Origin of the sequence: Paenibacillus sp. 2TAB23 (genome assembly GCF_052115165.1) — a bacterium.
In the GTDB taxonomy this organism is placed as follows: domain Bacteria; phylum Bacillota; class Bacilli; order Paenibacillales; family Paenibacillaceae; genus Pristimantibacillus.
In genome coordinates this window covers 61,167-80,449 of sequence record NZ_JBFRGD010000022.1, presented here as the reverse complement: position 1 = coordinate 80,449, position 19,283 = coordinate 61,167, and the positions used below count along the sequence as shown (strand labels likewise).

16 protein-coding genes are annotated in these 19,283 nt (G+C 50.3%); 12 read left to right on the top strand and 4 right to left on the bottom strand.

The window, feature by feature from the left end:
• The first annotated feature begins 14 nt into the window (after positions 1 to 14).
• The 9 genes from purM (at position 15) to AB4Z29_RS25365 (ending at position 12,247) form a co-directional block, all read left to right on the top strand.
• Positions 15 to 1,058 carry a phosphoribosylformylglycinamidine cyclo-ligase gene (gene purM / locus AB4Z29_RS25405; RefSeq protein WP_441945773.1) on the top strand — a complete coding sequence of 348 codons (1,044 nt, stop codon included), beginning with the start codon at positions 15 to 17 and terminating at the stop codon, positions 1,056 to 1,058.
• Complete coding sequence (gene purN, locus AB4Z29_RS25400; RefSeq protein WP_441945772.1) at positions 1,058 to 1,672, top strand: phosphoribosylglycinamide formyltransferase; 615 nt, start codon at positions 1,058 to 1,060, stop codon at positions 1,670 to 1,672. The genes purM and purN overlap by 1 nt, the downstream gene beginning before the upstream one ends.
• 939 nt (positions 1,673 to 2,611) lie before the next feature.
• On the top strand, positions 2,612 to 4,159 hold the full coding sequence (gene purH / locus AB4Z29_RS25395) for a bifunctional phosphoribosylaminoimidazolecarboxamide formyltransferase/IMP cyclohydrolase (RefSeq protein ID WP_441945771.1): 1,548 nt from the start codon (positions 2,612 to 2,614) through the stop codon (positions 4,157 to 4,159).
• Between the two features lie 290 nt (positions 4,160 to 4,449).
• Entirely contained in the window at positions 4,450 to 5,715 is a 1,266-nt protein-coding gene (gene purD, locus AB4Z29_RS25390) for a phosphoribosylamine--glycine ligase (protein ID WP_441945770.1), read from the top strand.
• A 432-nt stretch (positions 5,716 to 6,147) separates the two neighbouring features.
• Positions 6,148 to 7,317 (top strand): polysaccharide deacetylase family protein, encoded by a 1,170-nt coding sequence (locus AB4Z29_RS25385; protein WP_441945769.1) that lies wholly within the window; start codon positions 6,148 to 6,150, stop codon positions 7,315 to 7,317.
• A 31-nt stretch (positions 7,318 to 7,348) separates the two neighbouring features.
• Positions 7,349 to 8,794, top strand: a complete 1,446-nt coding sequence (locus AB4Z29_RS25380) for an FG-GAP repeat domain-containing protein (RefSeq protein ID WP_441945768.1) — start codon at positions 7,349 to 7,351, stop codon at positions 8,792 to 8,794.
• A 25-nt stretch (positions 8,795 to 8,819) separates the two neighbouring features.
• The gene (locus tag AB4Z29_RS25375) at positions 8,820 to 9,686 is read left to right on the top strand and encodes a response regulator transcription factor (protein WP_441945767.1); all 867 of its coding nucleotides are present in this window, start codon (positions 8,820 to 8,822) and stop codon (positions 9,684 to 9,686) included.
• Positions 9,683 to 11,077, top strand: a complete 1,395-nt coding sequence (locus AB4Z29_RS25370; protein WP_441945766.1) for a sensor histidine kinase — start codon at positions 9,683 to 9,685, stop codon at positions 11,075 to 11,077. Before AB4Z29_RS25375 ends, AB4Z29_RS25370 begins: the two co-directional genes overlap by 4 nt.
• 348 nt (positions 11,078 to 11,425) lie before the next feature.
• Positions 11,426 to 12,247 (top strand): alpha/beta hydrolase, encoded by an 822-nt coding sequence (locus tag AB4Z29_RS25365; RefSeq protein WP_441945765.1) that lies wholly within the window; start codon positions 11,426 to 11,428, stop codon positions 12,245 to 12,247.
• A 40-nt stretch (positions 12,248 to 12,287) separates the two neighbouring features.
• Here AB4Z29_RS25365 and AB4Z29_RS25360 read toward each other — a convergent pair whose 3' ends face one another.
• Genes AB4Z29_RS25360 through AB4Z29_RS25345 form a run of 4 tightly spaced genes read right to left on the bottom strand, consistent with a single transcriptional unit; the run spans position 12,288 to position 16,037 of the window.
• Positions 12,288 to 13,448, bottom strand: a complete 1,161-nt coding sequence (locus AB4Z29_RS25360) for a Ger(x)C family spore germination protein (RefSeq protein ID WP_441945764.1) — start codon at positions 13,446 to 13,448, stop codon at positions 12,288 to 12,290.
• Positions 13,445 to 14,944: a spore germination protein gene (locus tag AB4Z29_RS25355; RefSeq protein ID WP_441945763.1), complete on the bottom strand. Its 1,500-nt coding sequence runs from the start codon at positions 14,942 to 14,944 to the stop codon at positions 13,445 to 13,447. Before AB4Z29_RS25355 ends, AB4Z29_RS25360 begins: the two co-directional genes overlap by 4 nt.
• Entirely contained in the window at positions 14,928 to 15,131 is a 204-nt protein-coding gene (locus AB4Z29_RS25350; protein WP_441945762.1) for a hypothetical protein, read from the bottom strand. Before AB4Z29_RS25350 ends, AB4Z29_RS25355 begins: the two co-directional genes overlap by 17 nt.
• A 42-nt stretch (positions 15,132 to 15,173) precedes the next feature.
• A complete protein-coding gene (locus AB4Z29_RS25345) occupies positions 15,174 to 16,037 on the bottom strand; it encodes an endospore germination permease (protein WP_441945761.1) in 864 nt (287 codons plus the stop codon).
• A 169-nt stretch (positions 16,038 to 16,206) separates the two neighbouring features.
• On the opposite strand from AB4Z29_RS25345, the gene AB4Z29_RS25340 reads away from it, so the two are divergent.
• From AB4Z29_RS25340 to AB4Z29_RS25330, 3 genes are all read left to right on the top strand, one after another.
• Positions 16,207 to 17,283 (top strand): DUF3048 domain-containing protein, encoded by a 1,077-nt coding sequence (locus AB4Z29_RS25340; RefSeq protein WP_441945760.1) that lies wholly within the window; start codon positions 16,207 to 16,209, stop codon positions 17,281 to 17,283.
• Positions 17,284 to 17,506: 223 nt separating this feature from the next.
• Complete coding sequence (locus tag AB4Z29_RS25335) at positions 17,507 to 18,118, top strand: DUF47 domain-containing protein (protein ID WP_183565649.1); 612 nt, start codon at positions 17,507 to 17,509, stop codon at positions 18,116 to 18,118.
• Positions 18,119 to 18,142: 24 nt separating this feature from the next.
• A complete protein-coding gene (locus AB4Z29_RS25330) occupies positions 18,143 to 19,138 on the top strand; it encodes an inorganic phosphate transporter (protein ID WP_183565646.1) in 996 nt (331 codons plus the stop codon).
• Positions 19,139 to 19,283: the final 145 nt, after the last annotated feature.

Genomic DNA, 19,283 nt, shown 5'->3' with positions numbered 1-19,283 from the left:
GGAGTTGACCGAGAGTGTCAGAAGCGTACAAAAAAGCCGGCGTCGATATCGCGGCAGGCAACGAAGCGGTAGAACGGATGAAAAAGCACGTGAAGCGGACGTACCGTCCCGAAGTGCTGGCAGAGCTAGGCGGCTTCGGCGGTCTGTTCAGCCTGAACAAGGACAAGTATGATGAGCCTGTGCTAGTGTCTGGAACGGATGGCGTCGGAACGAAGCTGAAGCTTGCTTTTGCCATGGACAAGCATGACACGATCGGCATTGATGCCGTAGCCATGTGCGTGAACGATATTATCGTACAAGGCGCGGAACCTTTGTTCTTCCTGGATTATCTGGCATGCGACAAAGTCGTGCCTGAGAAAATCGAAGCGATCGTCAAAGGAATCGCGGAAGGCTGCGTGCAAGCGGGCTGTTCCCTGATTGGCGGCGAGACGGCAGAAATGCCAGGCATGTATCAAGGCGGAGAATATGATATCGCAGGCTTTACCGTGGGTATCGTAGACAAGAAAAAAATGATCGACGGCTCGACGATCGCTGCAGGCGACGCGGTAATCGGCTTCGCTTCAAGCGGCATTCACAGCAACGGCTTCTCGCTTGTTCGCCGTCTGCTCCTTGAGGATGCCGGCTACAAGCTGGATCAAGAGCTGGCAGAGCTTGGCGGCGCTAAGCTTGGCGACGTACTGATCGAACCAACCCGCATCTATGTGAAATCGGCGCTTAAGCTGGTGGAGCAGGTAGAAGTGAAAGGCATGGCGCATATTACGGGCGGCGGCTTTATCGAGAACATTCCGCGGGTATTGCCGGATGGCGTGAACGTGGATGTAGAATACGGCTCATGGCCGATTCTGCCGATCTTTGACCTGATGCAATCAAAAGGCAGCATTACGAATCGTGATATGTTCACGACTTTTAATATGGGAATCGGCTTGGTTGTCGTTGTACCGGCTGATCAGGCAAACGAAGCTCTTCGCATTGCGGCTGAGCTTGGCGAGCAGGCTTACCGTATCGGAACGGTTACGGAAGGCAGCCGCATCGTAACATTCACGGGAGCGGAAGTATAATGGGAGCACTTCGCATCGCTGTGTTCGCTTCGGGACAAGGCACCAACTTCCAAGCGATCATAGATGCGGTGCAGAATGGGAAGCTCGATGTAACCATCGAGCTTCTTGTTTGTGACAAGCCTGCGGCTCCCGTAGTGGAGCGCGCACGGAAAGCCGGCGTGGACACGTTCCTGTTCGCGCCAAAGGAGTACCCGTCTCGCGAGGCGTACGAGACGGAGATTATCGCCGAGCTTGAGCGGCGCGGCGTCGAATTGATCGTGCTGGCGGGTTATATGCGCATTATCACGTCGGTGCTCGTTGAGCCGTTCTACGGGCGGATGATTAACATCCATCCGGCGCTGCTGCCGGCATTCCCCGGCGTGAACGGCATCGGGCAGGCGCTCGCATACGGCGTTAAGCTGACAGGCGTCACCGTCCACTATGTGGACGGGGGCATGGACAGCGGGCCGATTATCGCGCAGCGCGTAGTTGAAGTGGCGGACGAGGATACGGAAGACTCGCTCGCCGTGCGCATTCATGCAGCGGAGCAGGCGCTGCTGCCGAGCGTCATCCAGCAGATCGCGCAGGGGCGCGTGACGTTGGATGGACGGCATGTGCGAGTGAGCGGCTCATAGATTTATGAAGTTAAACAGCGAGGGCTGGAAATCAGCTTTCTTATATGCGTAGAACAGAAGCGGCGGCTCTGCCGGCGTTAGTAAGCTAAGACAGCTGAACGGAATCAGTGAGCTCTGTCGACTTTTGCAAGCTATATAAGTTGAACTTAAAGTATGAAGTTTAAGCGAAGTGAGAAGATCGTTCTGGAGAAACGAAGTGTTCGCCTTTGCAGCCCGTATTCTCACCTTTAAAAGTCTAATGAAATCAAAGCATCTGGCTGCAACAGTTATTGTAAGTATGATCTACTCGCGCAGCACCCAAAACGTAAATGTTTAGTTCAACTTATATTTGGGGTGACTTTAGTTTTCTTTTTCCGGTTCTTGGTTGGGTGGGTTAGTTCGATCGGATCGGTTAATCTATGAAATCGCTCTATAGGACGAGGCTTCGCTGCACTTTTTACAACGTAATCGATGTTACTTGCCTGACTCGACTCGTACACTGCAGTTAGTGCAATGGATTTCCGATTATAGGGCGATATACATTGGTTTGGAGCTCATTCTACTGCAGTATTACATTGTAGCAGTCTGAAACAGCTCTCATGTAAGGTTTCTGTTGTATGAAGTGCAGTCTAGGCTTGCTTCTCATTAAACGAGCAGGGACTTTTAGTGCATGATACAACATGTTTCGGAAGGAAATCAAAGCATCTGGCTGCAACAGCGACCTTTCAGAATGATCTACTTGCGCAGCGCTCAAAACGTAAATGTTTAGTTCAACTTATATAAATAGCTGAACGGCTGCAGTGAGCTATAACGGTAATAGTAAGCTAAGACAGCTAATCGGATATAGTGAGCTTGTTGATGATAGTAGGCTAACACAGATGAACGGCAGCAGATAGCTGCTTACGGAAGGTTTATTTTAGGGCAGCAATGGGTTGGTCAAATAGATGAGGAGGTATTTGCGTGGCTATTCGTAGAGCGTTAATCAGTGTTTCCGATAAAACGGGAATCGTGGATTTTTCCAGAGAGTTGGCAAGCCAAGGCGTGCAAATTATTTCGACGGGCGGTACATTCAGCCTGCTACAGAAGGAAGGCATTCCGGTTATCGGCATTTCCGATGTAACGGGCTTTCCGGAGGTTTTGGACGGACGTGTCAAAACGCTTCACCCTGCCGTACATAGCGGTTTGCTCGCGGTACGTGACAATGTAGAGCATCAGAATACGATGAAGGAGCTTGGTCTGGATTATATCGACCTTGTTGTCGTTAATTTGTATCCGTTCAAGGAAACGATCGCAAAGCCTGACGTTTCCTATGAAGATGCGATCGAAAACATTGATATCGGCGGCCCGACTATGCTTCGCTCAGCTGCCAAAAACCATGCATTTGTTACTGTTGTGGTCGATACTGCCGACTACGGCACGGTTATTGAAGAGCTGAAGGCGCAAGGCGATACGACGCTTGAGACACGCAAACGTTTGACTGCCAAAGTGTTCCGCCATACAGCGGCTTATGATTCCCTTATCTCAGATTATTTGACCAAACAAGTAGGCGAGTCCTTGCCTGAAACGTACACGGTTACTTACGAGAAGGTACAGGATCTGCGCTACGGCGAGAACCCGCACCAGAAGGCTGCATTCTACAGCAAGCCGCTTGCAGCAGCAGGCAATGTCACAACAGCCGAGCAATTGCACGGCAAAGAGCTGTCCTACAACAATATCAGCGACGCAAACGCATCGCTTGCGATTCTGAAAGAGTTCGACGAGCCGGCAGTCGTTGCGGTTAAGCATATGAATCCATGCGGCGTAGGCATCGGCGCAACGATCCATGAGGCTTATCAAAAAGCTTACGCGGCAGATCCTACTTCAATCTTCGGCGGTATCGTTGCAGCTAACCGGACGATCGGCGCGGACACGGCTGAGCTGCTTGGCGGCATTTTCCTAGAAATTATTATCGCTCCTGACTTTACGCCAGAGGCGCTTGAGATTCTAACGAAGAAGAAAAATATCCGTCTGATGAAGCTGGGTGAGCTATCTGCAGCAGCCGAGCGCAAGTCTGATTGGGTCGTTACATCGGTTGACGGCGGCATGCTCGTACAGGAGAGCGACGTTCACAGCGTAACGGAAGCGGATCTGCAGTTCGTAACAGACCGCAAGCCGACAGCTGAAGAGCTGAAGCAGCTGCTGTTCGGATGGAAGGTCGTCAAGCATGTGAAATCGAATGCGATTCTGCTTGCGAAGGATGACATGACAATCGGCGTTGGCGCCGGCCAGATGAACCGCGTAGGCGCAGCCCGCATTGCGATTGAGCAAGCTGGCGAAGCGGCTAAAGGCGCGGCGCTTGCGTCGGATGCTTTTTTCCCAATGGGCGATACGGTAGAGCTGGCTGCGAAAGCGGGCATCACTGCGATCATTCAGCCAGGCGGCTCGATCAAGGACGAAGAGTCCATCGCTGCGGCTAATGCGAACAACATCGCAATGGTATTCACAAGCGTACGTCACTTCAAGCACTAAATTGTACTCTTCCATAGGCAGCCGCGCGTTAACGACAGAGAGCTGGCGAAGCGGGCGGCTGCTGCTGGTTTACTCCAAACGAATCATAAGGCTTTATGGAATCAACATCTTATGTTATATGCGAAACGAGCTAATGCCATCAGAAGCGGTGGCAGTCGTTTACGCTTGACGTATAGGAAAGGATATGAGTTTGCTCATCCTTTCTCTATACGATTGGCCGAAACGATGGCGTCAATAAAGGGACGCCGTCAGGCGTTTCTTGTTATATAGTCAATTAGGGGGTTACGTTAATGCGTATTTTGGTAGTCGGCGGCGGCGGACGCGAGCATGCGATCGTCTGGGCGCTTAAGAAAAGCGAGAAGGTTAAGGAAGTTTTTTGCGCGCCTGGCAATGCCGGTATCGCGCAGCTTGCCGAGATCGTACCCATTGCGGTAAATGAATTCGATGAGTTGATTCGTTTCGCTAAGGATGCCGCGATCGATTTGGTGTTTGTAGGTCCGGATGATCCGCTGGCAGACGGTATCGTAGATGCTTTCGAGGCGGCAGGAATCGTAGCTTACGGTCCGCGCAAAAATGCAGCTGAAATCGAAGGCAGCAAAATCTTCATGAAAAACCTGCTGAAAAAGTACAATATTCCGACTGCGAAGTACGAAACGTTTACGGACTACGAGGCAGCCTCCGCTTATTTGCGTGAGCAAGCTGCACCGATCGTCATCAAGGCCGACGGCCTTGCTGCCGGTAAAGGCGTGACGGTAGCAGCAACGCTTGAGGAAGCCGAGAAAGCGCTGCGCGAGATGATGGTGGACAAGGTGTTCGGCCAAGCCGGTACGCAAATCGTAATCGAGGAGTGCCTCGTAGGGCAGGAGATGTCGATCCTTGCTTTCGTAGACGGCGAGACGGTTCGCGCGATGGTGCCTGCTCAGGATCACAAGCCGATCTTTGATGGCGATAAGGGACCGAATACAGGCGGAATGGGCACTTACACGCCGCTGCCTCATATCGATCCGGCGATTATCGAAGAATCGATCCAAAATATCATCATCCCAACGGCCAAAGCTATGGTCAGCGAAGGCCGTCCGTTCCGCGGCGTCTTGTTCGCAGGCCTCATGATTACGCCGGACGGTCCGAAGACGATCGAGTTCAACGCGCGTATGGGTGACCCAGAGACGCAGGTCGTATTGCCTCGTCTGCAAACGGACCTGATTGATATCGTGCTTGCTTCGATCAACGGCAATTTGGATCAGCTGGACATTCAGTGGAGCGACGAAGCGGCAGTTTGCGTAGTGGTCGCATCGGAGGGCTATCCGGCTTCATATCCGAAAGGCCGCGTTATTACGGGGCTAGCTGAAGCGGAAGCACAGGGCGCACTCGTATTCCATGCCGGAACAGCCGACAAAGACGGACAATTCGTTACGAACGGCGGACGTGTGCTTGGCATCGTCGGCCGCGGCCGCGACATTGCCGAAGCACGGGCTCGCGCATACGAAGCGGTTAGCGTCATTGACTTCGAAGGAAAACAAAGCAGAACCGATATTGCAGCGAAAGCTTTGGTATAGGCAAGCTTAGTTTGTAATATTTTAGATTGTATTTTTAAATTACACATAAATAGGAAGCCTATGCGATTTGCCGTTCCAGAGGAACGACGGTCGCCTAGGCTTTTTTTATATTGATCTATTTCTACGAGAAACGATGCCGTCCTCTTGCAGAGGACAGAGAAGCCGTTCTTCTTGAAATAAAGGAAAGTATAGGATTTCGCCATCCTTTCTCTATATTTCTCGGAAAGAAACGTGCCGCGCCGCCAAAGGGCGACAGCCGTTTCACCTTGGTTATTTCTTCGGTTTGCCATCATCCATCTTCATTCTCTCGCCGAGCTTGCATGATCTGCTAATTGTGTCATTTCCGCTCGAAAGGTGTTACTAATTTGTAACTCTATCGAATTGTGGCAGGGGTACAATGAATCTATCAGCGAGGAATAGAAGGTGAGAGAAATGAAAAAAGCAAGACGGCAAGCTCGAAAGGTAGTTGCAGGGCTGCTTCTGACAGCAGTTATGATAGGGGTCAGCGGGTGCTCGGCTGGATCTTCATTCAGCCTATCTGCACTTTTGTCTGGCGGCAAACAGCCGCAGGTAACCGGTAACGCCCAGCAGGGACCGCAGACAGGCAGCGGCTCAGATGGTGATGGAGATACGGTTATCGTTGGAAATGCAGGCGGAGTGGATGGGGCAGTCGAGCACGGCAATATGCCTGAGCATACACAAAGTCCGAACCCTGACGCTCAGCCTAGTGATCAAGCAACCGAGATGCCTTCAAGCACAGTGACAGATTCACCTGTAACGCAAGCAACGGCAACGCCGAATCCGGAAACAACGCCGCAGCCTGAGCATACGAGCACAGAGCAGCCAATCGTCACGGGGACGGATCATCCAGCATCGACGCCTACGGGCAAGCCGGGTGTGACAGCTACGCCGGATGCAGGCAGTGCTGATCCTAAGCCGGATACGCCGGCAACAAGCAAGCCAGATATCTCAGAGGCGGATCAGTTGGATAAGCCCGATCAGCATACGCCTGCCATTAAGCCGGGTAAAGGCGAGAAATTTATTGCTTTGACGTTTGACGATGGTCCCGATCAGCGTTATACGAATGATATTTTGGATATCCTGAAGGAAAAGGGTGTGAAGGCGACCTTTTTTGTTGTTGGCCAGCAGGTGAAAAAGAACCCCGAGGTGCTGCAGCGCATTGCGGAAGAAGGGCATTCCATTGGCAATCATACGTACAATCATAAAGATTTATCGAAGCTGAACAAGCAGCAGATCATCGAAGAAATCAAAACGTCGGACGCGGCGATCAAAAAAGCGGTCGGCTATACACCGGTTATGGTACGCGCACCTTACGGCGCCGTTTCAGATACGCTTAAAGTGCTGCTCAAAGCCAACAACCGGGATCTAATCAGTTGGAATATTGATACGCGGGACTGGGCAGGAACATCCGCGGCGGAAATGAGCAAAATGATTAAAAAAGAAGCTAAGCCTAATGGTATAATATTAATGCATTCTTTTGGCAGCAAAAATATTAAAAATACAGTCCAGGTACTGCCCGGCATTATTGATGATTTAGTAGAAATGGGCTATACGTTAGTGACTGCCGATCAAATGATTTAGCAGAGGTACAAGGCACGAGGAGGCTGTAAAGTTGGATAACGCAAGTTATACGAAAGCCAAGCCTAGAAGCAGGCTGTTCATGCGACGGAGCCTATTGTTCAGCGGCATCGCATTGCTTCTATGCTTGGCTACAGGCTGTCGTTATACGGCCGCGCCTGCAGATCTTCTGCAGAAGCCAGCTATCGCGCCGGAGAAACAGGCGATAATACTAGCGATTGAGAAAAGTCTGCCCGCATACAGCAAGCTTACGCTTCCGCTCAGAGAGGATCATATGGAAGCGATCCGTCTGATCGACGTGGATGGTGATGGCACAGAAGAGGCAGTCGTTTCTTATTACAATGAATACAGCTCACCGGAGTTAATGGTGTTTAAATATGCGTCTGGATCTTGGAAGCCATGGGTGCTCGTACAGCAGCCGCTCGCGAGGGTTATCGATTGGCTGAAGATCGAGGATCTTGACAAAGACGGCCAAATGGAAATTATGATCGGATGGATCGGGGCATTCGACAGCCCAAACGTGCTTGAGATTTATTCTTTCAACACAAAGCCAGAACGCAACGAAAATGGCCAATTGACGCTGAAGCCAGTGGAGACATTGCCCTACTCCTATGGGGATACGGGTGATATTAATGGTGATGGCCGGTTGGAGCTTGCGATTATTTCCGAGATAGGGACCAACCAGGAAATGGCCATGCCGGAGTTTCATCTCACGCTCTACAATTGGCGAAACGGAGGCGCGCAAGAGCTTTATGCAGAAAACCTCTATAACGAGGTTAATAATTATGACCGTTTATTAATCGGGCGAATATCGCCTGACGTTAGCGGCATCATTCTGGAAGCTTCGACTGGAGCGCACAGTACCTATACGACAATGTATGCATGGGAGCGCAATAAATTGAAGCTCGTTTATCCTTCACGCTCCGGCTTGCTGGAAGGCTTGAATGGCACGCCTACAATGAGCAAGGATATTAATGGTGATGGCATTCTGGAGCTGCCTTGGGCGAAGGAGGCACCAGGTTACACAGACCTTGCCTATGCGGAATCGAAGTGGTTGAACGAATGGATGCAGTGGGATGGGAAAGCGGATTTCTTGAAAATCTCGGAGGAATTCACCGATTACCGCTATGGCATTCAGCTGCGAATCCCGAAGTCTTGGATGGGACGATATACGCTACACGGCACGGATGAGCCCTATGCGGTTGTTACTATCGACTATTGGAATGAATCTCTAGATCTAACCTCGGCTCTGGCGACGCTTTATGCGGTGCCGCAGAAGAAATGGGATAATGTCGAATCAGCATGGAAGCTGCAAGGGAAGCCCTATCGTCAGCTCATGACAGACAGCGGCAACGTATTTGCCGTTTCTTTCGTCAAGGAGGCTCCGCTTGAATGGGCAGCAAAAGAGCGGCAGGCATTCAGCGAGATGGCGGAGGTAGAGGCTGCCTTTTCTTCATCTCTCACCATTCGGAACGATTAAGAAAGAAAAGCGGGTGCTTTAATTTATGCGTATATTATTGTTGGAGGACGAGGAGTCCATCCGCGGCTTCGTCCGCATTAATCTAAAGCGCAACGATATGGAAGTCATTGAAGCGGAGACGGGTGAAGCAGCGCTTGCGCTTGCTGCAAGTGAAGGACAGATCGATATTGCGCTGCTTGACGTTATGCTTCCGACCATTAGCGGGTTTGAGGTATGCGAGCAGCTTCGCGCCTTATATCCTCGGATGGGCATCATTATGCTCACGGCGAAATCGCAGGAGGAGGACAAAATTCACGGGCTGGAGTTAGGCGCAGACGATTACGTACAGAAGCCCTTCAGTCCTGGCGAGCTCATCGCCAGAATCAAATCGCTTTACCGGCGCATGAAGCCGGGCCTTCCGGAACCGGCGGTTCAAGCAGCTCCGGAGCGAGGCCAGCTGGCGGATCATGGAGTTGCCGCGGAGCTTGGCGCGAGTAACCATTATAAAGAATCGGAAAATGTACTGTCTTTATCCGGCTTGAACGGATCGCAAAGCATGCAGCCGCCTGCGCAGACGCCGATTCCGTACATGAACGTTCATCAAGAGCTTGTTGTGCTCCCGTTCCGGCTCTCGGTAGCGGAGCGCAAGCTTTGGAAACAGCATAAAGAAATTATACTTACCCCTACAGAATGGACGCTGGTTAGACTGCTCATGGAGCGCGTTGGAGAGAGTGTCAGCCGAGATCATATCTTGACAGAGGTATGGGGAAGATATTACGTCGGCGATCTGAAGGTCGTTGATGTAAACATACGTAGAATTCGCCAGAAAATCGAGAAAAATCCATCCGATCCCGCCTTTATTGAGACGGTATGGGGCTATGGCTACCGATGGAAGCGGGGCAACGACGAATGAAAAGCGTACAAACGCGAATGGTATGGAGCTATTTGCTGCTTATCGTGCTTGTCGTCAGCGTGCTCGGGGGCGGGTTCGCCGCCTTGATGTGGAATTACTATTACGGCAGCGCCCAGAGCTCCGTCAAGCAGCGCGCAGAATCAGCCCTTTCCCTTCACAGCCGCTCGTTGTCTTCCCTCACGGTGAAGGACCAAGGCGATTATATGCTGCAATATATGGTCGAAAGCGGTACGAGATTGCAGTTGCTGGACAGCACGGGTCAAATTCGTATCGATTCAGATGGCTTTGCGCCTGATATCCGTTATACGACCGCCGATGTGAAAACGGCAATTGCGGGTGGAACGGGAAGCTGGCGCGGCATTGACCCCTATTATGGCGAACGGGTTATGTCTGTGACCATCCCGCTCTGGAATGAGACTCGCGTCGTGTCCATGCTTCGTTATTCGGCTTCATTGGGGCAGGTCGATGCGATGGTCAGCCTGCTCATCCGAATGGCATCAGCAGTAGGTATCGGGGTTATTCTGCTCTTTCTTGGACTTAGCCTTATACTTGCGCAGCGGATAGTGAAGCCCATTCGAGAGCTTACCAGGGCCGCGCGCTATATGGCGGAGGGAGACTGGACACGCCGAGCGATTCAGCGCAATGACGATGAAATTGGCCAGCTTGCCGAAACCTTCAACGCAATGGTAATCGAGCTGAGCAAACGGGAGAAGCTGAAGGATGATTTTATTTCGTCCATTTCCCATGAGCTGCGCACGCCGCTCACTTCCATTAAAGGTTGGAGCGAAACGCTAAAGGAAAGCGAGCCGACCGAGGATGATGAAGAGGTAAAGCTTGGCTTGTCGATTATAAGCAAGGAAACGGAACGCTTATCGGGACTGGTTGAGGATTTGCTCGATTTCTCGAAGCTTTCCGCACGGACGATGGAGCTGCATAAAGAAGTGCTTGATTTCAACGGCCCGGTGAAGGAAACGGTGAACCAGCTGGCCGTTCGGGAGGAGCATACGCGTGTCAGAATACTGGCTACCTATGACAAGAGCCCAATCGTCGTTAAGGGAGATGCCAATCGGTTGAAGCAGGTCATTATCAATCTCATTGATAATGCGCTCAAATTCACGCCTGCAGGCGGAACGATTCGAGTGGTAACGAGAGCGGAGCACGAGGCAGCCATGCTTACGGTATCGGATTCCGGCTGCGGAATTGAAGCTGAGGACTTGCCGCATGTTACGGAGAAATTCTATAAAGCAAGTACGGGGCAAGGCGGGTCAGGACTTGGACTGGCCATCTGCAAGGAGATTATTGAGCTCCACGGCGGTCAGCTTACGATCGACAGCGAGCGTGGAGCTGGAACCATTGTGACGATACGAGTACCGCTCATGCGTGAGGAATAGCCGCGTTCCTCAGCCTGCTGCGTTATCCGTATCGTCATTCTTTATAAAAGAGCAGCTTGCGGTTCGCAATAACATAAGCGATTGCGATAATAATACCGAGCATCAGCGCAACGGAAAGCCAGTGATCTTTTAGCCACGCAATCCATAAGGGCATCGTTTTGCACCTCCAAAGCATGATATAATGCCAAACATATGCATAGTATGTCCCATTTCTCAGCATCGTAAGAGATGCTGTTATATTTTAAAGCCGAGATTGACAGGGATAGAGAATGGATGCTATTATGGGTTTAATTAAATCAAAGTAAACGGGTAGGAATTATTATATATTAAGATTGGGAGGTTGGCTGGATGGAAAAGCACTTGACGCTGCGACATAACGAGCTTGAGCTTGCGGCAACGCTGCATTACCCCACTGACGGAAACAAAACAGAATCTGAGAAACGACAAGCGATTATCATTTGTCATGGATTTATCGGCTCACGCGTCGGCGTGGATCGATTGTTCGTGAAGACGGCTCGCGCGCTAGCAGCGCAAGGCTCTTACGTTCTTCGTTTTGACTACGGCGGCTGCGGAGAGAGCAACGGCGACTATGGCTCGCTTGGCTTTGATTCCATGGTTGACCAGACAAGAAGCGCGATCGATTATATGGCGAGCATGGAATGTGTTGACCCGCGTAGAATCGTATTGCTTGGACACAGTCTCGGTGGTGCGGTAGCGATCATGACGGCAGTCAAGGATAAGCGTGCGAAGCGGCTTGTACTTTGGTCGCCGGTTGCATATCCCTTTAATGATATCGTGCGGATTGTCGGACGCAGCAGCTATGATGATGCGGTTACGGCAGGCAGCTCGGATTATCAAGGCTACACGCTGCAGCCCGTTTTCTTCGAATCGCTGCTACAGCATCAGCCGTTTCAAGCGGCTACGAGATTCGGAGGCGAGGTGCTGCTCGTACATGGAACGAGCGATGAGCTCATTCCCGTCGATTACAGCTTCCTGTACCAGAAGGTGTTCTGGACACGCAGTGACGGAATATGCGACAAGGAAATTATTTTTCAAGCGAATCATACGTATTCCGCTCGCAGCCATCAAGAGGAAGCGATCCGGGTAACCTCGGATTGGCTGAACGGTCTGGATAAGCAGCAGGAAGAATGGCATCACTGGAGCATATAACAAATAAGAGGCAAGCTCTGCATGTAGGAGCTTGCCTCTTTTATTTGACCTGCCGTTTGAATTTGCCGTTATATATAATATTTACTTTCACGTTTAGCGCTTCAATGGAGTCGGCGTGGATAACGAGCTCCTTGCCGTCGTTCGATAGTTTCTTCCACAGCTTGGGATGCTTTAAGCGCAGCTTATGGCCGAGTTCAAAGGGGTCGACACCTATCTTCAAGCCTTCTTTGTAGGTGTCCATAATTTGTTTTTTAATCGTTTCCTCGGCAATATGGGTCATCTCTGCATAGGGCATTTCCGCGAGGTATTCAAACATGCCGCCTACATAGCTGACCTTAATGCGTAATCGAACGTCTTCTCCTTGCACGAGCGGTGTAATTTTGATTTTCGGACGCAATATGATGAGCTGGCCATATACGTTCCCCTCCTTCTTTATGATAAGCGGAGCGCTTTCCATGCTGGGGACAAGCCAGTGGTAGCCTTCAAGCTTAGCGCGTGATATAAATCCTTTGATTTGGTTGCCATATTCAAAAAAAGCGCCGTTAATCATGAGCATCGGTTTGCCAACGTTACTTTCTTGCCATTGTGTGTCGTTCAAGCTGAGGCTTGGCAAATAGGCAGTTGCCGAGGGCTCATTGAAGATGGAGATGTATTTGAAGAACAGCATGGGCGGGTAGGTTGAATTCTGCTCATAGTTGCTCTGCGGATCATGCATGATCGAAGCCAGCGGCGACAGCTTGAAGAAAGGCGTTGCCGCAAGCAGCTTTTCAAGCGGTGAACGAGTGCCGTATATCCAAGCATTATAGCGAATTTCCGGATAGCGGTTGATCATCTCCGCAAGGCTGTCTCCCTTAGCCTTGAGAGCACGTTCTGTCAATATAATAGACGATACATGGCCCCATGAGAGCTTGAATTGCGCGGTTTTGAACAGATCGGTGATCGCAGAGACAAGCGATTCGCCTTTGCCTTTTCCAATCCATACGACGGCCTGCTCATTGGCTTTGCCGCCTGCCTCCGTCTTGGCGATGTTCGAGAAATCGAGCAGCTGTATGTACACGTTGAATTGATGATCCACGAAATCAATGCCCATCGCTTTGACATAGCTGACGCTCTGAATTTCGGTAGCGCTCCAACAGCCGGGCAAGGTGAGAAGGGCAGCCAAAGCGCCAAGCAACGCAAGGAGGCGGAACCTATTAATCATGGCTCGTTCCCATCCTTTCTAGGCTTCTGCGTATGCAAGTAATCAGGTCTTCGTCTGTTCAGTCTAAAGGGCAGCTTCAGAATAGAAACGGCAAGCTGCTTTATATTGAGCGGAGCGACGGGAGCCAAATACGGAACACCGTAGGATTGTATCGTCGTTAAATAAATTACAAATAGGATTAAAGATAGAATAAACCCGTACATTCCGAGTATCGACGCCATAAAAAAAGAAGCGAATCGAAGCAGTATCGTCGTACTCGTGAGCACCTGATTGACGAGTGTGGAGCCGGATACGACGGTAATCGCCGTCACGACAATCATAAGCGGAGATATCATGCCCGCTCGGATAGCCGCATCCCCTATAATTAAGCCTCCAACGACAGTCAACGTCTGGCCAATGGAGCTCGGCAGCCTCACGCCGGCTTCGCGGAACAGCTCCATCAAGCACATGATAAAAAACATTTCCAGCGGCGATTCCATTGGCAGCCCGTGCCGTCCCGATGAGATCGTAGCAAACAGCGGGAAGGGAACTTGATCCGTGTGAAAGGTAGTGAGGGCGATATACAACCCGGGCAGGAAAATGGTCGTAAGTAAACCGACAAACCTAAGAATACGCCCCATGTTAGCGGACATGGCTGGAAAATAAGCGTCCTCGGGCGACTTCATGAGCAGGAATAAATTCACGGGTGCAATGATACAGGTTGGGTTGCCGTCAACCAGAATGACAAAGCGGCCATTCAATAGGCAATCCGCTGCAAAGTCAGGCCTTCCCGTGTAATCGTTGGCCGGGAACAAGGCGAACAGCGCGGGATCGAGCATCTCCTCGAGCTCGCCGATGGATATAAGCTTCTCCACGTTGATTGCGTTTAGTTTGTGGGTGATAAGGGTGATCAACTCTGGATCAGCGATATCTTCGATATAGAGCAGCGCCGTTTTGGTCAGCGTTCTGGAACCGATAACGAAATATTGGCAAGCAAGCATATCCGTGCGCAGCCTTCTTCGGATGAGGGAGACGTTAATGGCAACCTGCTCGACAAAGCCGTCCTTCGGTCCGCGGATCGAAACCTCCGTGGACGATTCGTTTGGCTCACGGTTTGGGAAGTTCTCGATGTTGATGGTCCATAACGATTGCAGCGATGGCACGCAGAAGATAAGATGCCCTTCGAATACATAGGAAGCAAGTGTCTTGCGGTCCAGAGCTTGACTTGCCAAGTCATGGGAATGCCATTGCAGCTTGGCGCTGCGCTGCATATCCTCCCGCCTGAGAAAGCGTGTTTTCTCGAATAACTCCCCAAGCTCGGGCAGGATGATATCGTTAATGGTTTTGGCATCCGTCATCCCAATACAATAAATGAATATGGCTTGAACGGAGGCAGGAGCTGCTCCATACATTTGGGTGTTGACCATTACGTCATTGGAGGACGCAAACCAAGTACGAAGCTTGTGCTCGTCTAAAAACACCGGTTTTTCGGTAGACTCATTACTGTTCGGGGTCACGGATCGTTTTCTCCTTTCTCGAACTTCGGAGCAGCAGCGTGAATGCTAGAAAGAAGGTCAGTGCCGCTACATAGACAGCAGTCACAGGGAAATAAACGTGAGTCAAAAACGCGAGCGTATCTTGGTCGCGCCAAGGATAGAACGCGATGAGAGTAATCAAGAGAGAGAAAATGGCTAGAGAAAGCATCCGCTTTCTCGGTTTGCGAATGTTAAGCATATCCGTTATTAATTAGAGTGAAATGGCGATTCTGGCAAAGGAACCGCATAGCCATTGATAAATCGATAAGAAATCGACATGCTGCAGCAGCTTGCCGATATTGACGATCTTCCATTGCTCAAAAGCGGTATGTCTTTGTTTGGCAGCTTCGAGCGGACCGAATTCTGTAATGGCGCCAATTGTGGGTCCAATGACCATACCTAATAGGAACAAAGCGAGCAGCATGAGATGCCACCAGCGCATTTTGCTTCGAAGCTGATGCTGGAACAGCAGCAGTACCCATATTTCCATGAGTCCTGCCAAAACAAAAAACATGCCGTTAATCGCTGGCTGAGGACCGTGTTCGAGTATAGGATACAGCAGGCTGTAATCTTTGTACTTCATATTCGCTAGGGATACGAAATAACCTAGCAGTATCACAAGCGGGAGCAGCATGCTTGATGTCATGGCAATCGTGCGAAGCCCGGCGTAAGCCGCAAGCATGGACACAACCACAGCCGTAACAATGACGACGGAAAATGGCGTCTGCTGCATATAGGTGGCAACTGTCCAGGCGGATGTATCGTGCAGCGTATAGGAAGCAGAGACAATAAGGAGCAGTACCGCCGTTAATCGAAAGATCCAAGAAGGAACGACCCCGAATTGTCTCTCCAACCAATCGGGGAGTCGTTCACCGTGGAGCTGCTTCAATATGCCGAAAAAGATAAGTACCCATAGCAAAAAGAACGGTGCAGCCCAAATAACCGACAGCCAGGAATCGCGCTTCGCTACTCCTAGAATCAGCGGAATCGACATGACATGGGATACTAGTCCCGCGCTTAGCAATAAGATCGAGAAGGATAACCAAATGCTGATGAGGCCGTTTCTCCTGTTCATAGCAGCACCCTCTTTCTGGTAGGAGATATGGTTACCATGTGCAATTAATGGTTTTTTTAATCGGGAAATCAACATTTTTGTCGAGACAACCTCTCCAAATTATGTTTAAATGGATCTAATGTGAAAACGAAATCATGCTAGATTTAGCGCGGAAAAGGCAGGTTAAGCTATGGATAAACGAATCCGGAATTCGGCAGCAACGCTGCTATTATCGCTAACTCTCCTACTCTCGGCATGCAGCGGGGGCAGCGGTGGAAACAGCATTACGCCGCCAAGTCCAGAGAACAGCGTCTCACCGAGCAGCACAACAGAGACGATAGAAAAGGCGCCGCTGCTGCCGTATGATGCGCCGCTCACCGGACTCAAGCTGGAGAAGGCAGCGGATGCAAGGCCGATTGTCGTTATGATTAACAATTTTGCCGCAGCTAGGCCGCAGTCCGGACTTACGAACGCCGATGTCATATGGGAGGTGCTCGCTGAAGGCGGCATCACACGTTTGATTGCCGTATTCCAGAGCACAGCTGCCTTAACCGATACGATAGGACCCATACGAAGCATTAGGCCTTATCTCATAGACATTGGCGACAGCTATGGTGCCGTGCTTGCCCACGCAGGCGCAAGCACGGACGGCTATGCAGTTCTGCAGCGTCAAGGAAAGCCTTATTTGGATGAAATATCGAATGCGGGCAGCTACTTCTGGAGAAGCAAGGAGCGGAAAGCGCCGCATAATTTGTATTCAAGCCTGGAGAAGCTCCGCACGGGCGCGGAGAAGAAAAAATACAGCTTGGATAAGCAGGTTCCGCCGTATACGTTTACGGAAGCGGGTTCCACGGAAGCAGGGGTGCCAGCTTCGGACATTACCATTTCTTTTTTGCTCAAAAATTATAGTGTAGGTTACTTGTACGATTCTTCCACGGGATTGTACAAGCGCTCGATCGGAGGCAAACCGCATATCGATCTGAACAACAATGAGCAGCTGTCCGGAACGAATCTGGTCGTGCTTGGAGCCAATCATAAGACGCTGGATAACGAGGGACGGTTAGCTGTAGATTTGGCAAGCGAGGGACCTGCTATTCTCTTCCAGAAGGGGAAAGCCATCGAAGCGGATTGGGTGAGGGCGCCGGACGGCATGATTCGGATCGTTAAGGATGGAGCTGAATTGCCTTTCGTGCCCGGAAAAACCTTCTTTCATATCGTGCCGAACAATCCGACCTTTGAAAGTCATGTTTCTTGGGTACAAACGTAGCACATTGGAGACACTGTTAACAGGCGTTAACGGATGGGCTTCCAAGGTGTAAAAAGGACGCAATCCCGTAAGCGGGATCGCGTCTTTTTTATATTTATTTTGAAAATCTAAAACTTTTCATAAAACCTTTACATTCTCTTAACAATTCACATGTAAACTATGTTAAGATATTGTGGGCTCATAGCAGTACGCCTAAACATCAAGTCGTGTAAAGGGGATTACGATGTTCAAGAAAAAGGATATTTTCTTTAAGACGTTCGAGGAGATGGCTGACGCAATCGTCGAGGCCGTGGAATACTTCGGCAAAGGCTTGTCAGACCTGTCGGATGTATCGGCTTTCGCCAAAACCATGAAGGAATACGAAAGCAAGTGCGACAAACATGTACACACGATTTTGAAAGAGCTGAACAAAACGTTCATCACTCCGATCGAGCGCGAAGATATTATGGCCCTTACGTCCTCGCTTGACGACGTGCTTGACGGCATTGAAGCTTGCGCATCACGTTTTGAAATGTACAATATTCGGGAGAAGGATGAGTACATAACCCTATTCGGCGATATTCTTGTTCGTTCCTCTCACCAAATCAAGAAGGCGATCTACCTGCTTACGGAGCGTAAGCTGCTTGCCATTCGCGAGCCCAATATTGCGCTTAATGAGCTGGAGAACCAAGCTGATGACCTGCTGCGAGTCTGTATCAAGAGCTTATTCACGAATGTTAAAGATCCAATTGAGCTGATGAAGCGCAAAGAGATTTACGAGATGCTGGAGCAAACGACCGACTTCTGCGAAGATGTTGCCAATACGCTGGAATCGATCATTATGCGTAACAGCTAATCTGGAGAGTAGGAGTCTTTCACAATGGATTTAATGGTTCTATGGATTGTCGTCTTTCTAGCGCTTTCGTTTGATTTTATAAATGGTTTCCATGATACGGCTAATGCCATTGCAACAGCCGTATCGACCCGGGCCTTGAAGCCGAGGGTTGCCATCGTGATGGCTGCCGTAATGAATTTCGTTGGTGCAATTACCTTTACGGGTGTTGCGGCTACAATCGGAAAAGGCGTTGCGAATCCCGCTGAGCTTGAGCAGGGTGTTCCGATCGTAATAGCGGCACTCTTGTCCGCGATTGCTTGGAACTTGCTCACCTGGTGGTTCGGCATTCCGTCCTCATCTTCACATGCATTGATCGGTTCCCTCGCGGGTGCTGTAATCGGCGGAGCAGGCATGAGTGCAATTAATGGCGGCGGATTGATTAAGATCGTACAAGCACTTATCTTCTCGCCGCTTATCGCGTTCTCTGCGGGCTTTATCATCATGTGGATACTGAAATTAATATTTGCCAAGTCGAGTCCGCATCAAGTGAACAAAGGCTTCCGGTTCGGGCAGATCATTACCGCGGCGTTCCAATCGTTCTCTCATGGCACGAACGACGCGCAGAAAGCGATGGGTATTATCGTATTTGCGCTCGTAGCCTCGGATGTTCAAACGACAATGGACGTGCCGCTTTGGGTTAAAATTTCCGCAGCGACCGCTATGGCACTCGGCACATCGGTTGGCGGTTGGAAAATTATTAAGACCATGGGTACGAAAATTTTCAAAATCGAGCCGATTAACGGATTTGCCGCAGATATCGGTTCCGCTGTCGTTATATTGACAGCAACGATGATTCATCTGCCAGTTAGTACGACGCATGTTATCACCTCGTCCATTCTGGGCGTAGGCAGCGCGAAACGCTTCTCTGCCGTGAAATGGGGAGTTGCAGGACGTATCATTGTCGCCTGGATCATTACAATTCCGATTACGGTGTTAATGGCGATGTTCTTCTATTGGATTATTCATTTCTTCTTCCTATAGAAGGAGTGAACCGGGATAGTGAGGAAAACCTCACTCGCCATGAGCGAAAGCTCATGGGGAATGAGCTTCTCCTCACTATTTTTTTGTGTTGTCTCGGAAGCTGTGGACAACTATTATCGAAATGGCGCGAAAATTGCGTATATTC

Bases quoted from the DNA above. Each gene is read 5' to 3' on its own strand.
- AB4Z29_RS25365 (WP_441945765.1), top strand. From the start codon at position 11,426: ATGGAAAAGCACTTGACGCTGCGACATAACGAGCTTGAGCTTGCGGCA.
- AB4Z29_RS25360 (WP_441945764.1), bottom strand. From the start codon at position 13,448: ATGATTAATAGGTTCCGCCTCCTTGCGTTGCTTGGCGCTTTGGCTGCC.
- AB4Z29_RS25340 (WP_441945760.1), top strand. From the start codon at position 16,207: ATGGATAAACGAATCCGGAATTCGGCAGCAACGCTGCTATTATCGCTA.
- AB4Z29_RS25335 (WP_183565649.1), top strand. From the start codon at position 17,507: ATGTTCAAGAAAAAGGATATTTTCTTTAAGACGTTCGAGGAGATGGCT.
- purN (WP_441945772.1), top strand. From the start codon at position 1,058: ATGGGAGCACTTCGCATCGCTGTGTTCGCTTCGGGACAAGGCACCAAC.
- AB4Z29_RS25375 (WP_441945767.1), top strand. From the start codon at position 8,820: ATGCGTATATTATTGTTGGAGGACGAGGAGTCCATCCGCGGCTTCGTC.
- AB4Z29_RS25350 (WP_441945762.1), bottom strand. From the start codon at position 15,131: ATGCTTTCTCTAGCCATTTTCTCTCTCTTGATTACTCTCATCGCGTTC.
- purD (WP_441945770.1), top strand. From the start codon at position 4,450: ATGCGTATTTTGGTAGTCGGCGGCGGCGGACGCGAGCATGCGATCGTC.
- AB4Z29_RS25370 (WP_441945766.1), top strand. From the start codon at position 9,683: ATGAAAAGCGTACAAACGCGAATGGTATGGAGCTATTTGCTGCTTATC.
- AB4Z29_RS25385 (WP_441945769.1), top strand. From the start codon at position 6,148: ATGAAAAAAGCAAGACGGCAAGCTCGAAAGGTAGTTGCAGGGCTGCTT.
- AB4Z29_RS25345 (WP_441945761.1), bottom strand. From the start codon at position 16,037: ATGAACAGGAGAAACGGCCTCATCAGCATTTGGTTATCCTTCTCGATC.
- AB4Z29_RS25330 (WP_183565646.1), top strand. From the start codon at position 18,143: ATGGATTTAATGGTTCTATGGATTGTCGTCTTTCTAGCGCTTTCGTTT.